The 19,184-nt window shown below is 62.0% G+C and carries 20 protein-coding genes and 1 riboswitch; of the genes, 12 read left to right on the top strand and 8 right to left on the bottom strand.

Annotated elements, in window-relative coordinates; all coding sequences use genetic code 11:
* Positions 1-522: 522 nt before the first annotated feature.
* Positions 523-756: a hypothetical protein gene (locus tag KI243_RS27530; protein ID WP_017123557.1), complete on the bottom strand. Its 234-nt coding sequence runs from the start codon at positions 754-756 to the stop codon at positions 523-525.
* Between the two features lie 192 nt (positions 757-948).
* Here KI243_RS27530 and KI243_RS27525 point away from each other — a divergent pair, with 192 nt between their 5' ends.
* Complete coding sequence (locus tag KI243_RS27525; RefSeq protein ID WP_017123558.1) at positions 949-1,533, top strand: YajG family lipoprotein; 585 nt, start codon at positions 949-951, stop codon at positions 1,531-1,533.
* Between the two features lie 69 nt (positions 1,534-1,602).
* Here the strand turns inward: KI243_RS27525 and KI243_RS27520 are convergent, their stop codons facing one another.
* A complete protein-coding gene (locus tag KI243_RS27520; RefSeq protein WP_017123559.1) occupies positions 1,603-1,809 on the bottom strand; it encodes a hypothetical protein in 207 nt (68 codons plus the stop codon).
* 205 nt (positions 1,810-2,014) lie between these two features.
* Between KI243_RS27520 and KI243_RS27515 the strand changes: the two genes are divergently transcribed.
* Positions 2,015-2,302, top strand: coding sequence for a hypothetical protein (locus KI243_RS27515; protein WP_177084568.1), 288 nt, complete (start codon positions 2,015-2,017; stop codon positions 2,300-2,302).
* 15 nt (positions 2,303-2,317) lie between these two features.
* Here KI243_RS27515 and KI243_RS27510 read toward each other — a convergent pair whose 3' ends face one another.
* Positions 2,318-3,484, bottom strand: coding sequence for a 1-acyl-sn-glycerol-3-phosphate acyltransferase (locus tag KI243_RS27510; protein ID WP_042934271.1), 1,167 nt, complete (start codon positions 3,482-3,484; stop codon positions 2,318-2,320).
* 142 nt (positions 3,485-3,626) lie between these two features.
* On the opposite strand from KI243_RS27510, the gene KI243_RS27505 reads away from it, so the two are divergent.
* Genes KI243_RS27505 through KI243_RS27495 form a run of 3 tightly spaced genes read left to right on the top strand, consistent with a single transcriptional unit; the run spans position 3,627 to position 4,736 of the window.
* Positions 3,627-3,809 carry a CPXCG motif-containing cysteine-rich protein gene (locus KI243_RS27505; protein ID WP_017123562.1) on the top strand — a complete coding sequence of 61 codons (183 nt, stop codon included), beginning with the start codon at positions 3,627-3,629 and terminating at the stop codon, positions 3,807-3,809.
* A gap of 13 nt (positions 3,810-3,822) precedes the next feature.
* The gene (locus KI243_RS27500; RefSeq protein ID WP_017123563.1) at positions 3,823-4,083 is read left to right on the top strand and encodes a DUF2007 domain-containing protein; all 261 of its coding nucleotides are present in this window, start codon (positions 3,823-3,825) and stop codon (positions 4,081-4,083) included.
* A gap of 32 nt (positions 4,084-4,115) precedes the next feature.
* A complete protein-coding gene (locus KI243_RS27495; RefSeq protein WP_017123564.1) occupies positions 4,116-4,736 on the top strand; it encodes an SOS response-associated peptidase in 621 nt (206 codons plus the stop codon).
* Positions 4,737-4,764: 28 nt separating this feature from the next.
* Here KI243_RS27495 and KI243_RS27490 read toward each other — a convergent pair whose 3' ends face one another.
* Positions 4,765-6,903 carry a methyl-accepting chemotaxis protein gene (locus KI243_RS27490; protein WP_212810111.1) on the bottom strand — a complete coding sequence of 713 codons (2,139 nt, stop codon included), beginning with the start codon at positions 6,901-6,903 and terminating at the stop codon, positions 4,765-4,767.
* 20 nt (positions 6,904-6,923) lie between these two features.
* Here KI243_RS27490 and KI243_RS27485 point away from each other — a divergent pair, with 20 nt between their 5' ends.
* Positions 6,924-7,148 carry a hypothetical protein gene (locus KI243_RS27485; protein WP_146049124.1) on the top strand — a complete coding sequence of 75 codons (225 nt, stop codon included), beginning with the start codon at positions 6,924-6,926 and terminating at the stop codon, positions 7,146-7,148.
* Between the two features lie 30 nt (positions 7,149-7,178).
* Complete coding sequence (locus KI243_RS27480) at positions 7,179-7,997, top strand: M48 family metallopeptidase (RefSeq protein WP_042934278.1); 819 nt, start codon at positions 7,179-7,181, stop codon at positions 7,995-7,997.
* A 158-nt stretch (positions 7,998-8,155) separates the two neighbouring features.
* Here the strand turns inward: KI243_RS27480 and KI243_RS27475 are convergent, their stop codons facing one another.
* From KI243_RS27475 to KI243_RS27465, 3 genes are all read right to left on the bottom strand, one after another.
* Entirely contained in the window at positions 8,156-8,740 is a 585-nt protein-coding gene (locus KI243_RS27475; RefSeq protein ID WP_177084128.1) for a TMEM165/GDT1 family protein, read from the bottom strand.
* Positions 8,741-8,828: 88 nt separating this feature from the next.
* Positions 8,829-8,948: riboswitch (yybP-ykoY riboswitch) on the bottom strand.
* Between the two features lie 41 nt (positions 8,949-8,989).
* Entirely contained in the window at positions 8,990-9,988 is a 999-nt protein-coding gene (locus KI243_RS27470; protein WP_017123568.1) for a class I SAM-dependent methyltransferase, read from the bottom strand.
* A 33-nt stretch (positions 9,989-10,021) separates the two neighbouring features.
* Positions 10,022-10,987, bottom strand: a complete 966-nt coding sequence (locus KI243_RS27465) for a 2-hydroxyacid dehydrogenase (RefSeq protein WP_017123569.1) — start codon at positions 10,985-10,987, stop codon at positions 10,022-10,024.
* 92 nt (positions 10,988-11,079) lie between these two features.
* Between KI243_RS27465 and KI243_RS27460 the strand changes: the two genes are divergently transcribed.
* Entirely contained in the window at positions 11,080-11,709 is a 630-nt protein-coding gene (locus KI243_RS27460) for a LysE family transporter (RefSeq protein ID WP_017123570.1), read from the top strand.
* Here the strand turns inward: KI243_RS27460 and KI243_RS27455 are convergent.
* Positions 11,693-12,466: a helix-turn-helix transcriptional regulator gene (locus tag KI243_RS27455; protein WP_017123571.1), complete on the bottom strand. Its 774-nt coding sequence runs from the start codon at positions 12,464-12,466 to the stop codon at positions 11,693-11,695. The two genes, KI243_RS27460 and KI243_RS27455, sit on opposite strands and share 17 nt — an antisense overlap.
* A 104-nt stretch (positions 12,467-12,570) precedes the next feature.
* On the opposite strand from KI243_RS27455, the gene KI243_RS27450 reads away from it, so the two are divergent.
* The 4 genes from KI243_RS27450 (at position 12,571) to KI243_RS27435 (ending at position 19,172) form a co-directional block, all read left to right on the top strand.
* Positions 12,571-13,755 (top strand): MFS transporter, encoded by a 1,185-nt coding sequence (locus tag KI243_RS27450; protein ID WP_177106539.1) that lies wholly within the window; start codon positions 12,571-12,573, stop codon positions 13,753-13,755.
* Between the two features lie 147 nt (positions 13,756-13,902).
* Positions 13,903-15,585: a fatty acid--CoA ligase gene (locus tag KI243_RS27445; protein WP_177106540.1), complete on the top strand. Its 1,683-nt coding sequence runs from the start codon at positions 13,903-13,905 to the stop codon at positions 15,583-15,585.
* A gap of 327 nt (positions 15,586-15,912) precedes the next feature.
* On the top strand, positions 15,913-17,778 hold the full coding sequence (locus KI243_RS27440) for a DUF1302 domain-containing protein (RefSeq protein ID WP_017123575.1): 1,866 nt from the start codon (positions 15,913-15,915) through the stop codon (positions 17,776-17,778).
* A 29-nt stretch (positions 17,779-17,807) separates the two neighbouring features.
* Positions 17,808-19,172: a DUF1329 domain-containing protein gene (locus KI243_RS27435; RefSeq protein WP_177106541.1), complete on the top strand. Its 1,365-nt coding sequence runs from the start codon at positions 17,808-17,810 to the stop codon at positions 19,170-19,172.
* Positions 19,173-19,184 lie beyond the last annotated feature (12 nt).

The following is a 19,184-nucleotide window of genomic DNA, read 5'->3' as shown; positions in this document are numbered from 1 at the left end:
TCCGATCGTGCAACCAAATCCGTGAGCGGACAGGCTTCAGGCACCTGTCCGGGAATATCGGGTCCTGTGTGATTGAGTCGTTGAGGACGCTGATGGTGCATTTCCAGACGCAAAACTTTTCATTTGCTCGCCACACTCTCGTGAAGTAGTGAATACCCGTTTTTTCACGCTCTTTTGAAGACGTGAACCTCAAAAAAGGGCTGCCGCAGCCTGTCACCGGACCCGCGAAGCAAATGCCGGCCGGGAAACGAGGCTGGCGTACGGGCAAACAGCTCAGTGAACGAGCGCAAGGGCAGCTCTGGCAGATTCGGTAAAAACGGTGGTTTGCAGGTGTGACAGCAAGCCCGCCGACTTCACTCGATCTGTGTGGGCGGCTCTCTGTGGGCGGTGCGGGGGAGCTAATGCCGGGGCATTAACGATGCTGCGAGGCCCGATCAGGAGACGTCCTTATAATCGGGGGGAGATTGTAACTAAGAATCGCGCAGAAATGATCCTGTTAAATGACTTTTATTAGCCGTCCGGTCAGATGGTCAACGGCTGGGGGCGGCGCGAGTGTCGTACGCGCGGGCTGACACGGGCACTGGCGGGCAATGGCTGGTGCAGCCAGACCAGGCGGATTTCCTCGATTTCCACCCAGCCGTCGCCCATCGGCGGCAGCTCGCACTGCTTGAAGGCCTGGCAGCGACCGTCGGCTCCCAGCAGGGCGAAACTGCGATGGGGCTTGCGCGGGAAGAACAGATACCAGAGAAATTCCATGGCGGAGAGCCTTTGATGGAGAATTGTCACAAGCTTGATACGCAAGCATTACGTGCAAATGTAGTTCATATGAATACCTTGTGACATGAACGCTTCCTGAACGAAGGGCAAGTCGGTGGGGTGTCTGGTGGCTGGGCCGGGCGCACGGCTATACTGCTGACCTGATTGTGCCTAGTCCTTGGAGAGATGAGCATGTTGCAACGCCTGTTGTTCGGTTTGATCACTGTGACCAGTCTGACCTTGGTCGGCTGTGCCAACAGCCCCCAGCAGCTCAGCCCGCAACCCAAGCTCACCACCCAGCTGGCGCCGGTGGGCCATGGTCAGCAGGTGGTGGTGAGGGTCGTCGATGGCCGTCGTTCGCCGGTACTGGGAACCCGCGGTGGCCTGTACCCTGAAACCAGCGCCATCACCGTCCAGGGCGCCGATATCGTGCCCAAGCTCCAGGCCCAGGCCGAAGCCGCCGTGCGCCTGCTGGGCTATACCCCGACGCCCAACGCGGTAAACGCCCCGAGCCTGACCGTGACCCTGTCGGACCTGACTTATCAGTCGCCCAAGGACTCCACCTATGTGACCGAGGCGACCATCGGTGCCAACTTCCGCTCCGACGTGACCAACGCCAACCAGCGCTACAGCGGCCAGTACGGTGCGTCGCTGAACCAGCGTTTCGGCATGGCGCCCAATGAAGAAACCAACACCAAGCTGATCAGCGACGTGCTCAGCGATGCACTGACCCGGGTCTTCAAGGACCCGAGCATCGGTCGCTTGCTGGGCCAGTAATTCCCGGTCCGAATCCGACAAACGAAAAACCCGGCCTGCATGGCCGGTTTTTTTTATGCCCGCCTGAAGTCACGCGGCTTCGACGTAGAAGTCCAGCAGGCTCACGCCGGTCGTCAGGTCGGTTTCGGGCAGGTCGGCGTGCTGGTGGCCGCCGAGGGCGCAATACACCAGCCAGTGACGGTCCTGGACGTTGAACGACATGGCGTCCACCAGGGCTTCCTGCTCATCGCTGGGGGCGATCAGGTAAAGGCGATCCTGGTTCTCTGCGTGCAGCATGACAAGCTCCGTGGCGGTATCGAGGTGCGACAGACTGGCTTGTTAAGGTGACGTTCAGGTGACAGTGGCGATTAACCCGTAAATTGTACGGTACCGGACACAATAAATTGTCATGCGTGGGTGATTCGATACCCGGGCGTGTCGCGAACGGCCATCCGCCGCTTGCTTCGTGGTCCGAAAGGCGCTGGTTATCCGAGGGTTCATGATGTCGCTGCATTTGATCTTGAGCGGTTTTGCAGGTCATCCGGGCAAGTGGCTCAATCTGTTTGCCTTGTTGCTGGCCTGTCCGGGGGCGTGGTTGTTGCAGATTACCCGCCGCCGTGAGCAACGGGCCCTGGAAAACCTGGAGATGCAGAGCGAGGGGCGGTCGATCGAGCAGCCGATGCTGCTGCTCGATGCCCGGGTGCTGCGGGCGAACCGGTTTTTCTATCGGTTCGGCTTTGCCTGCCTGGGCGTGGCGCTGCTGCTGTCCTGGCTCAGCACCCGGCTCTGAGGGCCTGGCTGCCGGTCAGAGTGCCAGTCCGGCCTTTACCCGGTACTGATTGCGCACCGGCGTCGCGTACTGTTGCACCAGGTACGGACGATGTTCCGCCGGACAGGCATCCAGGCGGCTTTGCCACTCCGCCTGGGCCTTGGCCAACTCCTCGGCGGGAAACAGCGCAGCGGCCGCGGGTACCTGCAATTGCGGGTCGGCATCGTTCCATTGGGCATACGCCAGGTAATGCACCGGGAACAACCGATAGCCACCGAGGATCTGCCGGTCCATTTCCTGGGCCAGCACCTTGGTGTCCTCGAACGCCCCGGTCAACGGTGCGGCGAAGTTCACATGCACCCGGCCCTTGTAGCCGGTGATGCCCTTGGCAATGCTCACGTCATCCTCGCCCGGTGCCTTGCTGTAGGTGCCGGTAGTGGCGCGGATATACAGCTCGCGGGCCTTGGCCTGGTCGCAAGGGTCGTATTCGTAGCTGATCGAGACCGGTGTCAGGTTCAGCGAGCGGATGACTTCGGCGAAGGGTTCGTCCTTGCGACTCATATGGAACATTTTCAGGATCGCCGACTCGGTGCGGTCGTCACCGTCCTTGGCGCGACCTTCGGCCTGGGCGATCCAGATCGACTGGCAGTCGTTGCGGATCGAATGGTTGATATAGGCCGACAGCAGTTGATAGGCCGCCATCTTCTCGCGTCGCCCGGTGATCGAGCGGTGCACGATAAAACTCTTGTTCAGACGCATCAGGTCGCTGACGAACGGCTTCTGCAGCAGGTTGTCACCGATGGCGATACGCGGTGTCGGCAGGCCGGCGTGGTACACGGCATAGTTGACGAAGGCCGGATCCATCACGATGTCGCGGTGATTGGCCAGGAACAGGTAGGCGCTGCCGGACTTGAACTGCTCGACCCCGGTATAGGTCACCCCGTCGGTGGCCCGTTCGATGGTGTTGTCGACGTAGACCTCGATCTTGTCCTGCAGGGTCGCCACGCATTTCACATCGGCGAACTCACGACGCAGCCGATAGGCGATCAGGGGCCTGAGCAGCCAGCCGAAGGCCTCGGCCAGGCGTGGGAAGCGGAAGTGCGTGAGAATATCTAGAAACGCCTTGTCGCCGAGCAACCGGGCCAGCACGGCTGGCACCTCGGAGTCGTCGTAAGGTCGGATGGCATCGAATTCGCCCATCATGCTCTCTTGTTAGAAACGGCTAGGGTAAGTAGAGGTTTGAGTGATAAATAACAAAGCCCGATCTGAAAAATAAAGCCCAGACAAAAAATTAGCCCTGCAAATAGACCGGCGATTATACGCACAAGTCACTTCGGAGGCCGCGATGCTGGAAACTGAGTACTACTCATGCCCCTACTGTGGTGAAGAGGCCGAGGCCGTGCTGGATTTGTCCGGCGGGGACCAGACCTACATCGAGGATTGCCCGGTGTGCTGCCGGCCGATCGTTTTCAACCTGCAGACCGACGGCCAGGAATGGATGCTCGACGTTCACAGTGAGAACGAGTGATGAGGGCGCCCGGATGCAACGAATCTACGAGCCGGAAAACCTGATGGAGGGCGAGCTGCTGCAAGGCATGCTCGCCAGCGAAGGGGTACAGGCGCATCTGGTGGGGCGCGACCTGCTGGGCGGAGCCGGGGAGTTGCCGGTATTCGGCTTGCTGGCCCTGGCGGTGGAGAATGATCAGGCACAATACGCACGCGAGCTGATCGCCGCGTACAATGCCGCGCTGCCGCTGCCCGGCGATGAACCGGAGAGTTTTCCCGACGTGCTGCTCTGCTAGCCGCGTCTTTCCATGAAGAGTCGTTTTGCCCCATGTGTGGACGTTTTGCCCTGTTTCGCTGGAACCCCGCCTTCGCGGCCTTGCCCGGCTTCCCCGCCGACCAGCAGGCGCAGTGGAACATTTCGCCCAACGATTCGGTGCTGATCCTGCGGGCGCCGACCGGCCAGCGTGAACTGGCGCGCGCGCGCTGGGGCCTGACACCGCCGTGGCTGACCGACCTGTCGCGCACGCCGGCCCACGCCCGGGCCGAAACCGTGGCCGAACAACCGATGTTTCGCCAGGCGTTTCGCGAGCGCCGTTGCCTGTTGCCGGCCAATGGCTTCTATGAGTGGCGTGGAACACAGCGCAAGCGCCCCTACTGGCTGACGCCGGCGGAAGGTTCGAGCCTGTTCTTTGCGGCGATCTGGGAGGCCTACCCGGTGCAGGAGCAGGTCTGGCTGAGCACCGCGGTGGTGACACAGCCGGCGGCGAGCCAGCGGCGACCGCTGATTCTCGATGCCGAGGGGCAGGCAGCGTGGCTGGCGCCGGACACGCCGTTGCACGATCTGCAGGCCTTGCTGGCCAGCCCCCAGGCGCCGTTGCGCGAACGGCTGCTGGCCAACCTGGTGAATGATCCGAAGCTCAATGCGCCGGAGTGCCTGACGCCAGGCTGAGTGCGGGTAACGCATCCAGCCCCTGCAACTACACCTTGAACTGATTGATCAGGCGTCGCTGCTGTTCCGCCAGCTTGGTCAGTTGCGCACTGGCTGCGCTGGACTCATCGGCACCGCCCGCCACTTCATTGGCCACCTGGCCGATATTGATCACGTTGCGGTTGATATCGTCGGCCACCGCGCTCTGTTCCTCGGCAGCGCTGGCGATCTGGGTGTTCATGTCGTTGATCACCGACACCGCCTGGGTAATGGTTTCCAGGGCCTGGGCGGCCTTGGCCGCGTGTTGCACGCTTTCATCGGTCTTGTTCTGGCTGTCCTCCATGACCTTGACCACTTCGCGGGTGCCTTGCTGCAACTGCTGGATCATCGACTGGATTTCTTCGGTCGCCTGCTGGGTCTTCTGGGCGAGGTTGCGGACCTCGTCGGCCACCACGGCAAAGCCGCGACCCTGTTCCCCGGCCCGGGCCGCCTCGATCGCCGCGTTGAGCGCCAGCAGGTTGGTCTGTTCGGCAATCCCGCGGATGGCGATCAGGATCGCGTTGATGTTCTCGCTGTCCTTGGCCAGGGTCTGGACCACACCCACCGCGCGGCCGATTTCCACGGCGAGGGCGCCGATGGAGGTGGACGTGTCGCGCACGATGCGCATGCCGTCGCTGGCGGCCATGTCCGCATGGCTGGCTGCCTGGGCCGCCTGGGTCGCATTGCGGGCCACGTCCTGGGCGGTGGCGGTCATTTCCTGCACGGCGGTGGCGACCTGGTCGATCTCGGCCATCTGCTTGTGCACGCCCTGGTTGGTGCGGATCGCGATATCGGCGGTGTGCTCGGAGGAATCGCTGACGCTCTGCACCGACGTCACCACCTGGGTGATCATCGCCTGCAGCTTGATCAGGAACGTGTTGAAGCCCTTGGCGATGGAACCGAGTTCGTCGGCACGATCGCTGGTCAGGCGGCGGGTCAGGTCGCCTTCGCCCTGGGCGATATCGTCGAGCATGGCGACCATCTGCTTCAGCGGCCGGGCGATTCCGTGACCCACCAGCCAGATCACCAGCAGGCCCAGCCCGGCGATGACCAGCCCGACCACCGCCATGCCGAACACATCGGCCTTGCGCTGGTCGTTCAGGTCGCCCTGGAGTTTCTGCAGGTCGGCCATCACCGCGTTCAGCGGCAGTTGCATCATCAGGGTCCAGCGGGCATCGCTCTGGCCGATGCCGAAGGGCAGGTACAGCTCGATCAGGCCCTTGGCCTTGTCGACGTTATAAGTGACTTCGCCACGATTGAGCTTGCCCATGGTCGCGACTTTTTCGGCATCGAGGATATCGCTGACTTTCTCGCCGAACTTGCTCGGGTCCTTGGTATAGGCGACCAGGCGGCCGTTGGTGCCCACCAGGGCCATGTTGCCGGCACCGCCGTAGAGTTTCTGGTTGGCCGCCACCAGCATGTCCTGGATGAAGTTCACCGACAGGTCGGCACCGACGATGCCCTGGAACGCGCCATTGAGCATGATCGGCTCGATAAAGGACGCGAGCATCACCATCTTGTCGCCGACCTTGTACGGAGCCGGATCGATCACGCAGGTCTTGTGGGTTTCCTTGGAGCACAGGTAGTACTCGCTGGCGCGCACGCCGGTGGAGAGGACCTTCTGGTCATCGACATCCACCAGGGTCGAGAAGCCGAGGCTGCCGTCGTCGTTGCGGAACCACCAGGGCAGGAAGCGACCATCTTTCGCGGCCCCGGCCTTGGTGTTGTCGAGATAGGCGGCATCGTTGTGATCCAGGGCGTTCTTTTCCCAGCCGATATAAGCGCCGAGCACTTTCGGGTTCTGCTGCACGTTTTCCTTGATCAGGCTGATCAGTTGCTCACGGCTGACGCTCAGTACCGGTTTGCCGTCGGCGTCGTTGGTGCCGATCAACGCGTTGACGCGCACCAGGCCGCCGGCGATCAGCAGCGGCGCTTCGAGCTCACGCTGGATCTGGCTGACCTGGGTCCTGGCCAGGGCGTTGAGACGCTGTTCGATCACCTGCTCGAACTGTTCCTGGGTGCGCTGCTGCACCATGTCCTGGGTCTTGGCCCCGGATAACAAGGCATAGACCACGAGGGCGGCGACCACGCTGAGGACAATGGCCCCGGCCAGTGCGGCGACGGAAAACTGAATCGACTTGAATTTCATGAGGGCTCCGGACGCAAGGAATGACGTCTGCCATGCTGTATCGGCTGGGCGTTCGGCGGGCATTAGGGAGCCTGCGGGAAATGGCTGTTTTGGATGTGCCCATGTCGCAAATGGATATGTCGCCGGGCTCGACGGGCCGTGGGATGGCGTTGATCGTGAATTTTTTCCTACAGATGTTTGAGGTTCGTCTGAAATCCGGGACTACAGATGGTTTGTATCTGGCGTTGATACAAATCACCGCCTAGGATAGCCGGCAGTTTTCAGGGAGAGTGCTCATGGCTAGACGATTGGTTTTGTGTGCGCTGACGGCGGGCCTGCTGCTCGCCGGCTGCCAGGCGGTCAATACCACCAGCGGCGGTGCCGTCGGGGTTGAGCGCAAGCAGTATATGTTCAGCATGTTGTCGACCCAGGAAGTCGACCAGATGTACGCCCAGTCGTATCAGAAGACGCTGGGGGAGGCGAAAGGCCAGGGCGTGCTGGACAAGACCAGCGCCAATGCCAAGCGGGTCCAGGCGATCGCCAACCGGCTGATTGCCCAGGCCCCGACATTCCGTCCGGATTCCGCGCAATGGCAATGGGAGGTCAATCTGATCAAGAGCGACGAACTCAATGCCAACTGTGGCCCCGGCGGCAAGATCATCTTCTATAGCGGGCTGATCGATAAGCTCAAGCTGAGCGACGATGAGATCGCCGCGGTGATGGGCCATGAGATCGCCCATGCCCTGCGTGAGCACGGCCGGGAAGCGATGTCCAAGGCCTACGGGATCGAGATGGCGAAGCAGGGCGCCGGTGCCTTGTTCGGCCTGAGCCAGGACAGCCTGGCGCTGGCCGATACCGTGGCGAACTACGGCATGACCTTGCCCAATAGTCGCGCCAATGAGAACGAAGCGGACCTGATCGGCCTGGAGCTGGCCGCGCGGGCCGGTTACAACCCGAACGCGGCCATCAGCCTGTGGAACAAGATGAGCAAGGCGGCGGAAGGTTCGCCGCCGGAATTCATGAGTACCCACCCGGCGTCCACCAGTCGGATCGCTTCTCTGGAAGCGGCCATTCCGAAGGTGATGCCGTTGTATCAGCAGGCCCGCAAGTCCTGAGCTTGCAGTCCCGCCATACCGTTCGATCAAAGCCGGACCCTGTCCTTGTAGGAGCCGGCTTGCTGGCGATGGCGTCGGTGCGGCGCGCATCGTTATCGCTGGCAAGCCAGGCCCCTACGGGTTACCTGGTGTTTTTCAGGCTCCCGGCACGGGGAGGCTCAGAGCCAGCCGCTGCTTTGCATGGCCTTGTACACCGCGACGATCGCCAGGATGAAGAACGCCGAGGCGGCCAGGCGGCGGATCAGGGTCAGCGGCAGTTTCTCCGCGGCGAAGTTGCCCGCCAGCACCACCGGTACGTTGGCGATCAGCATGCCCAGGGTCGTACCGATGATCACCAGCCACAATTCCGGATATTGCGCGGCCAGCATCACCGTGGCGATCTGGGTCTTGTCGCCGATTTCCGCGAGGAAGAACGCGATCAGCGTGGTCAGGAACGGGCCGAACTTGCGTGAGGTACTGGCTTCGTCATCGTCCATCTTGTCCGGTACCAGGGTCCACAGCGCGGTGGCGGTGAAGCTGGCGGCGAGGATCCAGTGCAGTACCGCATCCGAGAAGAAACTGCCGAACCAGGCGCCTACGGCACCTGCCGCCGCGTGGTTGGCGAGGGTGGCGGCGACGATGCCGGCGATGATCGGCCAGGGCTTGCGAAAACGGGCTGCGAGGATGAGCGCGAGCAGTTGCGTCTTGTCGCCGATTTCGGCCAAGGCAACGATTGCGGTGGGAACGAGGAGAGAATCCAGCATCAGGTTTTCCTAAGGGGCGGGTCGACACGGCTATGACACGTACAGCCTTCCCGCCCCGGGTAAGGTGTTCGTGTCATAGGTCTTGTCAAACCCCGGGTTCGTCTGTGCGAACCGTGGGTCGCATGCGCCATGGTCTGAGGACCAAGTATGTTGACGCATGCCGGACGAGCGTGGCGCTCGTGGGAGACTACTCCCCTAGGACGGAGCGGATTCTGCCTAGGCAAAATCCATTGCGCAAGCGTTTATTTTTCAGCCGCGCCTGGCACTGTAGATTCGAAAACCCTGTCCCTCGGCCTTGGTCACACAGGCCCCGAGATGCTCCTCGATCAGTGGCTGGTAGCGCAGGAAACTATTGGCAACAAGCCGGAGTTCGCCGCCGTTTTTCAGATGTTTGGCTGCTTTTCGCAGCAGGTTTTCCGTTGCCAGGTAGTCGGTATGGACCCCGACATGGAACGGTGGATTGCTCAGGATCGCACTCAAACCCATGGGCGCGGCGTCGATTCCGTCCCCCGTCAGTACCTCGGCCTCCAGACCATTGGCCGCCAGGGTCAGGCGACTGCTGGCGGTGGCGAAGGCGTCGACGTCGAGCATGATCACGTTGTTGTGCGGGTAGCGCCGCTTGACGGCCGCCCCGAGCACGCCGGCACCGCAACCGAAGTCCAGCAACTGGCCGCTGGGCAGTTTGTCCAGGTGATCGAGGAGCAGGGCGCTGCCCCGATCCAGCCGGCCATGGCTGAAGACACCGGGCAGGCTGACCACCTTCAACGGACCTTCGGTCAGATCCAGTTGGTAGTGCCGGGCCAGGCTTTCCAGCGGCTTGGCCGCCGGCGCCTCGCCCACGGTGACTTGCCATAGCTGGCAGTGCCGGGCGCTGTCGAGCTTGCGCGGCTTGCCGAAGGGGTTGAGCTGTTTGGCCGCGCCTTCGATCCCGCTGCGTTTCTCACCGACGAGGAACACGTCGCCGCCGGGCAGGCGCGAGGCGACGGCATTGAGCAGGTAGTCGGTCAGGTCCTTGGACTTGGGCAGGAACACCACGGCGCTGTCGAACGGGACCTCGGGGATGTTCACGCCAAAATGGCTGCGGCCTTCGAAGCGTGCCTCGAGTGCCGCCTGATCGCCGGCGTGCCAGCACCAGCCGTGGGCATTGGGCAGGCGCCCGAGCAGATCGTCGGCGGGCAAGCCTGCCAGCAGCAGCTTGCCCTGGAAATATTCAGCCTGACGAAGCAGTACTTCACTGCGCGGATCCATGGTCTGCTCCCTGAAAAAAAGTGCGGCAGTTTATCAACTGACGACCCGCAGCGCTGCACCACTGAAGAAGCCCCGGGCATTTTCCGCGAGTTGGCCGACGATGCGTTGCCTGGCTTCGCGACTGCCCCAGGCGTTGTGCGGGGTGACGATCAGGCGCGGGATATCGCCGGCCAGCAGGGGATTGCCGGCACTCGGCGGCTCGACGCTCAGTACATCGGTCGCGGCGCCACCGAGGTGACCGTTGCGCAACGCATCGGCCAGGGCCTGTTCGTCGATCAGTCCGCCGCGCGCGGTGTTGACGACAAATGCCCCGGGCTTGAGCTGGCTCAGTTCGGCGGCACCGATGAAGTGGCGGGTGTGTTCGTTCAAGGGGCAATGCAGGGTCAGGGCGTCGACCTGTGGTAGCAGTTCGGCCAGCGGAACACGATCTGCCCGCGCCGGCCGACCGGGAATCTGCCCCAGCAGCACGCGCATGCCGAAGGCCTCGGCCAGCCGCGCCACGGCACCGCCCAGTTCGCCGTGGCCGAGCAGGCCGAGGGTCTTGCCCTCCAGTTCGACGATGGGGAAATCCAGCAGGCAGAACTGTTGGGCCTGCTGCCAGCGGCCTTCACCGACGGCTTTCTGGTAGTCGCTCAGGCGGGTCGCCAGGGCCAGCAGCAACATCAGCGTGTGCTGGGCCACCGAAGGCGTGCCATAGCCCTGGCAGTTGCTCACGGTGATACCCCGCGCCCGGGCGGCCGCCAGGTCGACGTTGTTGGTGCCGGTGGCGGAAATCAGGATCAGCTTCAGGTCGGGGCAGGCGGCCAGGGTTTCGGCGTTCAACGGGATCTTGTTGCTGATGGCGACGGTGGCGCCAGCCAGGTGCTCCCGCACGTTCTCTGGCGTGGTCCGGGCGCACAGGCGCAGTTCGTCGAAGCAGGCGCGCAGAGGTTCGAGGTCGAGATCGCCGAGGTCCAGGGAAGGGTGATCGAGAAATACCGCGCGGCGAGGGTGGCTCATCAACTGTACCTTTTGTGCTGTCGAATGAAGGCGTAAGGTAGCCAGCCTACCAGATGACATATTTAGTTACCGAGGAGCCCACGGACGTGTCCATGTACCTGACTGAATTCTTGACCGTTGCGCTGATCCACCTGCTGGCGGTGGCCAGTCCCGGCCCGGACTTTGCCGTGGTGGTACGCGAAAGCGTGACCCACGGTCGTCGCGCCGGCACCTGGACCGCGTTGGGGGTCGGTACCGCGATCTTCCTGCATGTGGGCTATTCGCTGCTGGGCATCGGCCTGATCGTGTCGCAGTCGATCGTGCTGTTCAATGCCCTGAAATGGTTGGCGGCGGCGTACCTGTTGTATATCGGCTTCAAGGCGATCCGCGCCAAGCCGGCCAAGCCCGCAACGGATGACCTGGCGTTGCAGGTGGGCGAGCGCACGGCGCGTGGTGCCTTTACCTCGGGCTTCGTGACCAATGGCCTGAATCCCAAGGCGACCTTGTTTTTCCTGTCGTTGTTCACCGTGGTGATCAACCCGCATACCCCGCTGCTGGTCCAGGCCGGCTACGGCGTGTACCTGGCGGCGGCGACCGCGCTGTGGTTCTGCCTGGTGGCGATGCTCTTCAGCCAGCAGCGGGTGCGTGCCGGTTTCGCCCGCATGGGCCACTGGTTCGACCGGACCATGGGGGCGGTACTGATCGCCATCGGCGTGAAGCTGGCCTTTACCGAGATGCATTGATCCCGCTGAACTGGTTCAGATTGACGACATATTCCCGCGGGCTCTCGCCGAGCAGGCGCTGGAACATGGCACTGAACGCCCGGGCACTGCCATAGCCCAACACCTTCGCCACGTGCTGCACGCTTTCGCCGGCCAGCAGCCGTGGCAAGGCTTCCATCAGGCGCAATTGCTGGCGCCAGGCATTGAAATTCATCTGTACCTGCTGCTGGAACAGCCGGGCCAGGGTCCGGGTGCTGGCGCCGACCTGCAGCGCCCAGTCTTCCAGGGTGTTGGGATGATCCGGGGTCTGCAGCAGTGCCAGGCAGATCCGTTGCAGGCGCCGGTCGGTCGGCATCGGGATATGCAGCGGCAGATTCTCCAGTGACGCCAGTTCCTCCAGCATCAGTTGCTGAATCAGCGGATTCTTCGCCTGTTTCGGGCCCTGTACCGCCCGCACGATCAGTTCGCGCAACAGCGGTGTGACGGCGAGCACGCAGCAGCCTTGCAGGTTGGCCGGCGAATGCTCGGCGGCGATAAACAGCGAGCGCATGCGCACCTCGCCACTCATGAAGATCTCATGCTCCACCAGCGGTGGAATCCACACCGCCCGGGTTGGGGGAATGACCCAGGCGCCCTGGTTCGTGACCAGGCGCATCACCCCGCATACCGCATACAGCAACTGTGCTTCCTCGTGGCGGTGCAATTCCTGGTGGGCGCCGTCCGCATAGTCGCGGGGATGAGCGCTGACGGGGCCGTGCAGGAAGTGACTGATCAACATGTCCGCTTCTTCCAGTCTGTCTGGTTTGATGAGTTATATGGCAGAAATGCACTTTATGGCCAACTTAGCATAAGGCACCGATAACTTTCCTGAAGCGTGCCGTGATGAATCAACCCAGAAACGTAATCCGCTACATCAATGCCGCCCATGTGATCGATCACATGTTCATGCTGATCTTCCCCGCGGCCGTGCTCGGCATGGGCCAGACCTTCGGCCTGGATTTCGCCGGGATGATCGGCCTGTCCCTGGGCGGCTTCATTGCCTTCGGCGCCTGTTCGCTACCGGCGGGCTGGCTGGGGGATCGCTGGAGTCGTCGCAGCATGATGCTGCTGTTCTTTTTCGGCATCGGCGCGGCCTCGGTGTTTACCGGGCTGAGCAGCACCGCCCCGATGCTGACCCTGGGCCTGACCCTGATCGGTGTGTTTGCCGCGATCTATCACCCGGTGGGCACCGCGATGCTGGTCAGTTACGCGCAGAACCGCGGCCGGGAAATCGGTATCAATGGCATGTGGGGCAACCTCGGGGTGGCGTTTTCCGCCTTGATCACCGGACTGCTGGTGGCGCATTTCGGCTGGCGCTCGGCGTTTATCATTCCAGGGGCCATCTCGCTCCTGCTGGGCGTGCTGTTTGCCTTGCAGGTGCGTGAGGAGCCGATTCCCGTGCGCCCTCATGTGAAGCTCAAGGGCGCCAATGGCCAGCAGATTTCCATGGTCATGGTGTTTACCGTGCTGGCGCTGGTGACCGCCACGGGCGGTGTGGTGTTCAACGCCACCACCATGACTTACCCGAAACTGTTCCAGGAGCGCCTGCATGAGTTGTTCGCGTCGCCGCAGACCCTGGGGCTGATCGTCAGCCTGGCCTATGCCTTCGGGGCTGTCGCACAGTTGAGCATCGGCCGGGTGATCGACCGTGTCAGCCTGAAGTGGCCGTTCGTGCTTCTGACCCTGTGCCAGGCCCCGTTGCTGTTCGGCCTGGCCCAGGTTGATGGCCTGGCGGTGATGGTCCTGGGGGCGGCGTTGATGTTCGTGGTGTTCGGCCAGGTAACAGTGAATGACGCGATGGTCGCCAACTTCGTGGCCCCGCAATGGCAATCACGGGTATTCGCCCTGCGTTACTGCCTGTCGTTCGGCGCCAGCGCCACGGCGATTCCTCTCATCGCCTATGTCGAGCCGCGCCAGGGTTTTGCCGGGCTGTACCTGATCCTGGCAGGGTTCGGCGCCTTGACCTTCATCGCCGCGCTGGTGTTTCCAAGAACCCCGGCCCAGCAGCCTGCCGGGCAGGTCGCCTGAAATATGACGGTTTCAGTGTGGATGCTGGCTTAAAGCTAGCATTCACGTCTGTCTGCAAATCATTCCTTTGGGTGATTTAGCGCGTGCGCGACGGCTCTAGAGTGCCTATCTTTAGCCACGACCGTGCAGTCAGACAAAGGGACGTCCATGTTGCAGACCCGCGTAATTCCACCCGCCGAAGGTGCGTATCAATACCCGCTCTTGATCAAGCGGTTGCTGATGTCCGGCAGCCGTTACGAGAAGACCCGCGAAATCATCTACCGCGACAAGGTGCGCTACAGCTATCCGACCCTCAGTGAGCGTGTCGCCCGGCTGGCCAACGTGCTGACGGCGGCCGGGGTCAAGGCCGGTGACACGGTGGCGGTGATGGACTGGGACAGCCATCGCTACCTGGAATGCATGTTCGCCATTCCGATGATCGGTGCGGTGATCCACACCATCAACGTGCGCCTGTCGCCGGAGCAGATCCTCTACACCATGAACCACGCGGTCGACCGCTTCGTGCTGGTCAACAGCGAGTTCGTCGGGCTCTACCAGGCGATTGCCGGGAACCTGACCACGGTGGAGAAGACCCTGCTGCTGACCGATACCGACGCCACCACGGCCGACCTGCCGAACCTGGTCGGCGAGTACGAGCAGTTGCTGGCGGCGGCGAGCCCGGTCTACGACTTCCAGGATTTCGACGAGAACTCGGTCGCCACCACGTTCTACACCACCGGTACCACCGGCAATCCGAAAGGCGTGTATTTCAGCCATCGGCAACTGGTGCTGCATACCATGGGCGTGGCGACGATCATGGGCAGTGTCGACAGCGTGCGCCTGCTGGGCACCAATGACGTGTACATGCCGATCACGCCGATGTTCCACGTGCATGCCTGGGGCCTGCCGTATGTGGCGACCATGCTCGGGCTCAAGCAGGTCTACCCGGGTCGCTACGATCCGGAGTTCCTGGTGGAGCTGTGGCACAAGGAGAAGGTCACGTTCTCCCACTGCGTGCCGACCATCCTGCAGATGGTGCTCAATGCCAAGGCGGCCCAGGGCACTGACTTCAAGGGCTGGAAGATGGTGATCGGCGGCAGCGCGCTGAACCGCACGCTGTACGAAGCCGCCAAGGCTCGCGGCATCCAGTTGACCGCGGCCTACGGCATGTCGGAAACCGGCCCGCTGGTCTCCTGCGCCCACCTCAACGAGGAGTTGATGGCGGGCACCGAGGACGAACGCACCACCTACCGGATCAAGGCCGGCGTGCCGGGGCCCCTGGTGGAAGCGGCGATCATGGACGCCGAGGGCAACTTCCTGCCGGCCGACGGGGAAAGCCAGGGTGAACTGGTGCTGCGGGCGCCCTGGCTGAGCGAGGGGTATTTCAACGAACCGCAGAAGGGCGCGGAGCTCTGGGCCGGGGGTTGGCAGCACACCGGCGATGTCGCGACGCTCGACAGCATGGGGGTGATCGACATCCGCGACCGGATCAAGGATGTGATCAAGACCGGAGGCGAGTGGGTCTCATCCCTGGCCCTCGAAGACCTGGTCAGCCGCCATCCGGCGGTACGCGAAGTAGCAGTGGTGGGGATCGCCGATCCGCAATGGGGCGAGCGCCCGTTTGCCCTGCTGGTGCTGCGCGAGGGCCATGAGATCGGCGCCCGGGAACTCAAGGAGCACCTCAAGCCGTTCGTTGAGCAGGGCCATCTGAGCAAGTGGGCGATCCCGAGCCAGATCGCCCTTGTTACTGAAATTCCCAAGACCAGCGTCGGCAAGCTCGACAAGAAGCGCATCCGTCTCGACATCGTCGAATGGCAGGCGAGCAACAGTACCTTCCTCTCGACTCTTTGAGTCCTCCTTGCCACGCCCGAAAGGGCGTGGCAGCCCCACCAAGCAAGCGCTTGCCTTGCTAAATCGGTTTTTTCAGCCATTCTTGCCGAGCCGGTATCGGCGAGCTTGGCGAAAGGGCTGTTCCAGAGTGGTTGGTGACTGCAAATCACACTTTAGAGGGATCAAGCAGTACTACCTGCTGGCTATAGTCCGCTCAAGGATTTTCAGGAACGGAGCAGGCGCGCGATACAGCGATGCCGCCCTGGGTGAGTGGGGAGTGATGGTTGCTGTTTGCCCCGGGCGTTTCTGGATATCTGCCATAACAATAAAGCACATGGAGTAGCGTCGATGATCTCAGTAAACCAGTTCTGGCGCCGGGCGAAGCTGCCCCTGGCCGTCAGCCTCGCCTCTACGCTCGCCGGCCCTGCATTCGGCGTCAGTTTCAATATCGGGGAAATCGAGGGGAGTTTCGACTCGTCCCTGTCCCTGGGCGCCAGTTGGTCGACGCAGAATCCGAACAAGGATCTGATCGGTGCCAACAACGGCGGCAAGGGCCTGTCGCAGACCTCCGATGACGGACACCTGAACTTCAAGGCCGGGCAGACTTTCTCGAAGATCTTCAAGGGCATCCATGACCTGGAACTGAAATACGGTGATACCGGCGTGTTCGTGCGCGGCAAGTACTGGTACGACTTCAAGCTGCAGGATGAAGACCTGGACTTCAAGAACGTCAGCAACGACAACCGCAAGGAAGGCGCCAAGTCGTCCGGCGGGCAGATTCTCGACGCCTTCGTGTACCACAACTACTCCATCGCCGATCAGCCGGGTTCCGTGCGTTTCGGCAAGCAGGTGGTGAGCTGGGGTGAAAGCACCTTTATCGGTGGCGGCATCAACTCCATCAACCCGATCGACGTGTCGGCATTCCGCCGTCCGGGTGCCGAGATCAAGGAAGGCCTGATCCCGGTCAACATGTTCTATGTGTCCCAGACCCTGACCGACAACCTGTCGGCCGAGGCGTTCTATCAGTTGGAATGGGACCAGACGGTAACGGATAACTGCGGCACGTTCTTCTCGCAGCCGGACATCGTATCCGATGGTTGCAAAGACAATCTGCGCGTGCTGAACAAACGCTCCACTATCAACCCTGCGGCATTTCCGACGCTTAATGCCTTTGGTGTAGACGTCAATAACGAGGGTGTTCTGGTTCGACGTGGTGGTGATCGTGACGCACGGGACAGCGGTCAATTCGGTGTTGCCTTTCACTACAATTTCGAACCGTTGGATACCGAGTTCGGTGCCTATTTCATGAACTACCATAGCCGTGCACCGATTTTCAGTGCGACGGGCGCACCTCAGTCGGTTTACAACGTGCCTTTGGGGCCGCTGGCGGCCTTGCGACCACTGATCGTTGCCGGTAACTCGAAATATTTCATCGAATACCCAGAAGACATTCGCCTTTACGGTTTGAGTTTCTCCACAACCTTGCCCACCGGCACCGCGTGGAGCGGTGAGCTGAGCTATCGGCCCAATGCTCCGGTGCAGTTGAACTCTACCGACATTCTTTATGCTGGCGTGCGCCCTATTGGCGGCCCGGTATTAGGCAATGCTTCGCTGCTCACCGGTGTCCCCGGTCAGGACTTGAATGGGTATCGCCGCAAGGAAATCACCCAGTTCCAGACAACGTTTACCCATTTCTTCGATCAGGTCATGGGGGCTAACCGCCTGACACTGGTAGGTGAAGTCGGTGTGACTCATGTGGGCGGCCTGGAGAGCAAGTCGGACGTGCGGTACGGTCGTGATCCCGTCTTCGGTCCTGGCACGCTGCCCAACGGTGCTTGTGCGGCCTTGAACACATCCACCGCTCAAGGTGCCGGTCTGGCCAACAGCAACGGCCTGAATACCAACTGCAACAACGACGGCTTCACCACGGCAACCTCCTGGGGCTATCGCGCCCGGGCCATCTGGGAATACCCGGATGTCTTCGCCGGAGTGAACCTCAAGCCGAACGTGGCCTGGTCCCACGACGTGAAGGGTTATTCGCCAGGCCCTGGCGGCAACTTCGAGGAAGGCCGCAAGGCCGTCAGCCTGGGCCTCGATGCCGAATACCAGAACACCTACACCGCGAGCCTGGCGTACACCAACTTCTTCGGTGGCGACTACAGCACGGTGGATGACCGTGACTTCGTGGCGCTGAGCGTCGGTGTGAACTTCTAAGTACGCTGAATTTCAGGAAGAACAAGAACATGAAGATAACCAAGAATCTGTTGCAGGTCGGCGTACTCGGATTGTCGTTGCTGGCGACCGGCGTGATGGCGGCGGTGTCCGCCGATGAAGCGGCGAAGCTGGGCACCACCCTGACCCCGATGGGCGCGGAAAAGGCCGGTAACGCGGCAGGTACGATTCCGGCCTGGGCGCCGATGGCGAAGAACATTGGCACGGTGGACAGCAAGGGTTTCCTGTCCGACCCGTATGCCAGTGAAAAACCGCTGTTCACCATCACCGCGCAGAACGTCGAGCAATACAAGAACCAGCTGGCACCGGGCCAATACGCGATGTTCAAGCGTTACCCGGACACCTTCAAGATGCCGGTCTACCCGTCCCATCGTGGCGCCACCGTGCCGGATGACGTGTTCGCCGCCATCAAGGAAAACGCCACCAAGACCAATCTGGTCAGCGGCGGCAACGGCCTGGAAAACTTCAAGACCGCCGTGCCGTTCCCGATCCCGAAAAGCGGTGTGGAAGTGATCTGGAACCACATCACCCGCTATCGTGGCGGCAGCGTGACCCGCCTGGTGACCCAGGCCACGCCGCAGGCCAACGGTTCGTTCAGCCTGGTGTACTTCCAGGACCAGTTCGTCTTCCGCGACAAGATGAAGGACTACGATCCGGCCAACCCGGGCAATATCCTGTTCTACTTCAAGCAGAAAGTGACCGCGCCGGCGCGTCTGGCCGGTGGCGTGCTGCTGGTCCATGAAACCCTCGACCAGGTCAAGGAGCCGCGTTCGGCATGGGTCTACAACGCCGGCCAGCGTCGTGTGCGTCGTGCCCCGCAAGTCTCCTATGACGGTCCGGGTACCGCCGCCGACGGCCTGCGCACTTCCGACAACCTGGATATGTACAACGGTGCGCCGGATCGCTACGACTGGAAGCTCGAAGGCAAGAAAGAGATGTACATCGCCTCCGACAGCTACAAGCTCGACGATCCGAAACTCAAGTACGCCGACATCATCAAGGCCGGTCACATCAACCAGGACCTGGCACGCTACGAGCTGCGCCGTGTCTGGCATGTGGTCGCGACCCTGAAGGAAGGCCAGCGTCACATCTACGCCAAGCGTGACTTCTACATCGACGAAGACACCTGGCAGGCGGCGGTGATCGACCATTACGACGGTCGTGGTCAACTGTGGCGCGTGGCCGAGGCCCATGCCGAGAACTACTACGACAAGCAAGTGCCGTGGTATGCCCTGGAAACCCTCTACGACCTGCAGTCCGGCCGCTACCTGGCGCTGGGCATGAAGAACGAAGAGAAGCAGGCGTATGACTTCGGCTTCACCGCCACCACCAGCGACTTCACCCCGGCGGCCCTGCGCCAGGACGGCGTTCGCTGATACCCGTTGCAG

The sequence above is a fragment of the Pseudomonas sp. Ost2 genome (assembly GCF_018326065.1).
Lineage (GTDB): Bacteria > Pseudomonadota > Gammaproteobacteria > Pseudomonadales > Pseudomonadaceae > Aquipseudomonas > Aquipseudomonas gingeri.
This window is presented reverse-complemented; position numbering and strand designations above follow the sequence as displayed.

Bases quoted from the DNA above. Each gene is read 5' to 3' on its own strand.
- KI243_RS27530 (WP_017123557.1), bottom strand. From the start codon at position 756: ATGGAATTTCTCTGGTATCTGTTCTTCCCGCGCAAGCCCCATCGCAGT.
- KI243_RS27525 (WP_017123558.1), top strand. From the start codon at position 949: ATGTTGCAACGCCTGTTGTTCGGTTTGATCACTGTGACCAGTCTGACC.
- KI243_RS27520 (WP_017123559.1), bottom strand. From the start codon at position 1,809: ATGCTGCACGCAGAGAACCAGGATCGCCTTTACCTGATCGCCCCCAGC.
- KI243_RS27515 (WP_177084568.1), top strand. From the start codon at position 2,015: ATGTCGCTGCATTTGATCTTGAGCGGTTTTGCAGGTCATCCGGGCAAG.
- KI243_RS27510 (WP_042934271.1), bottom strand. From the start codon at position 3,484: ATGATGGGCGAATTCGATGCCATCCGACCTTACGACGACTCCGAGGTG.
- KI243_RS27505 (WP_017123562.1), top strand. From the start codon at position 3,627: ATGCTGGAAACTGAGTACTACTCATGCCCCTACTGTGGTGAAGAGGCC.
- KI243_RS27500 (WP_017123563.1), top strand. From the start codon at position 3,823: ATGCAACGAATCTACGAGCCGGAAAACCTGATGGAGGGCGAGCTGCTG.
- KI243_RS27495 (WP_017123564.1), top strand. From the start codon at position 4,116: ATGTGTGGACGTTTTGCCCTGTTTCGCTGGAACCCCGCCTTCGCGGCC.
- KI243_RS27490 (WP_212810111.1), bottom strand. From the start codon at position 6,903: ATGAAATTCAAGTCGATTCAGTTTTCCGTCGCCGCACTGGCCGGGGCC.
- KI243_RS27485 (WP_146049124.1), top strand. From the start codon at position 6,924: ATGACGTCTGCCATGCTGTATCGGCTGGGCGTTCGGCGGGCATTAGGG.
- KI243_RS27480 (WP_042934278.1), top strand. From the start codon at position 7,179: ATGGCTAGACGATTGGTTTTGTGTGCGCTGACGGCGGGCCTGCTGCTC.
- KI243_RS27475 (WP_177084128.1), bottom strand. From the start codon at position 8,740: ATGCTGGATTCTCTCCTCGTTCCCACCGCAATCGTTGCCTTGGCCGAA.
- KI243_RS27470 (WP_017123568.1), bottom strand. From the start codon at position 9,988: ATGGATCCGCGCAGTGAAGTACTGCTTCGTCAGGCTGAATATTTCCAG.
- KI243_RS27465 (WP_017123569.1), bottom strand. From the start codon at position 10,987: ATGAGCCACCCTCGCCGCGCGGTATTTCTCGATCACCCTTCCCTGGAC.
- KI243_RS27460 (WP_017123570.1), top strand. From the start codon at position 11,080: ATGTACCTGACTGAATTCTTGACCGTTGCGCTGATCCACCTGCTGGCG.
- KI243_RS27455 (WP_017123571.1), bottom strand. From the start codon at position 12,466: ATGTTGATCAGTCACTTCCTGCACGGCCCCGTCAGCGCTCATCCCCGC.
- KI243_RS27450 (WP_177106539.1), top strand. From the start codon at position 12,571: ATGAATCAACCCAGAAACGTAATCCGCTACATCAATGCCGCCCATGTG.
- KI243_RS27445 (WP_177106540.1), top strand. From the start codon at position 13,903: ATGTTGCAGACCCGCGTAATTCCACCCGCCGAAGGTGCGTATCAATAC.
- KI243_RS27440 (WP_017123575.1), top strand. From the start codon at position 15,913: ATGATCTCAGTAAACCAGTTCTGGCGCCGGGCGAAGCTGCCCCTGGCC.
- KI243_RS27435 (WP_177106541.1), top strand. From the start codon at position 17,808: ATGAAGATAACCAAGAATCTGTTGCAGGTCGGCGTACTCGGATTGTCG.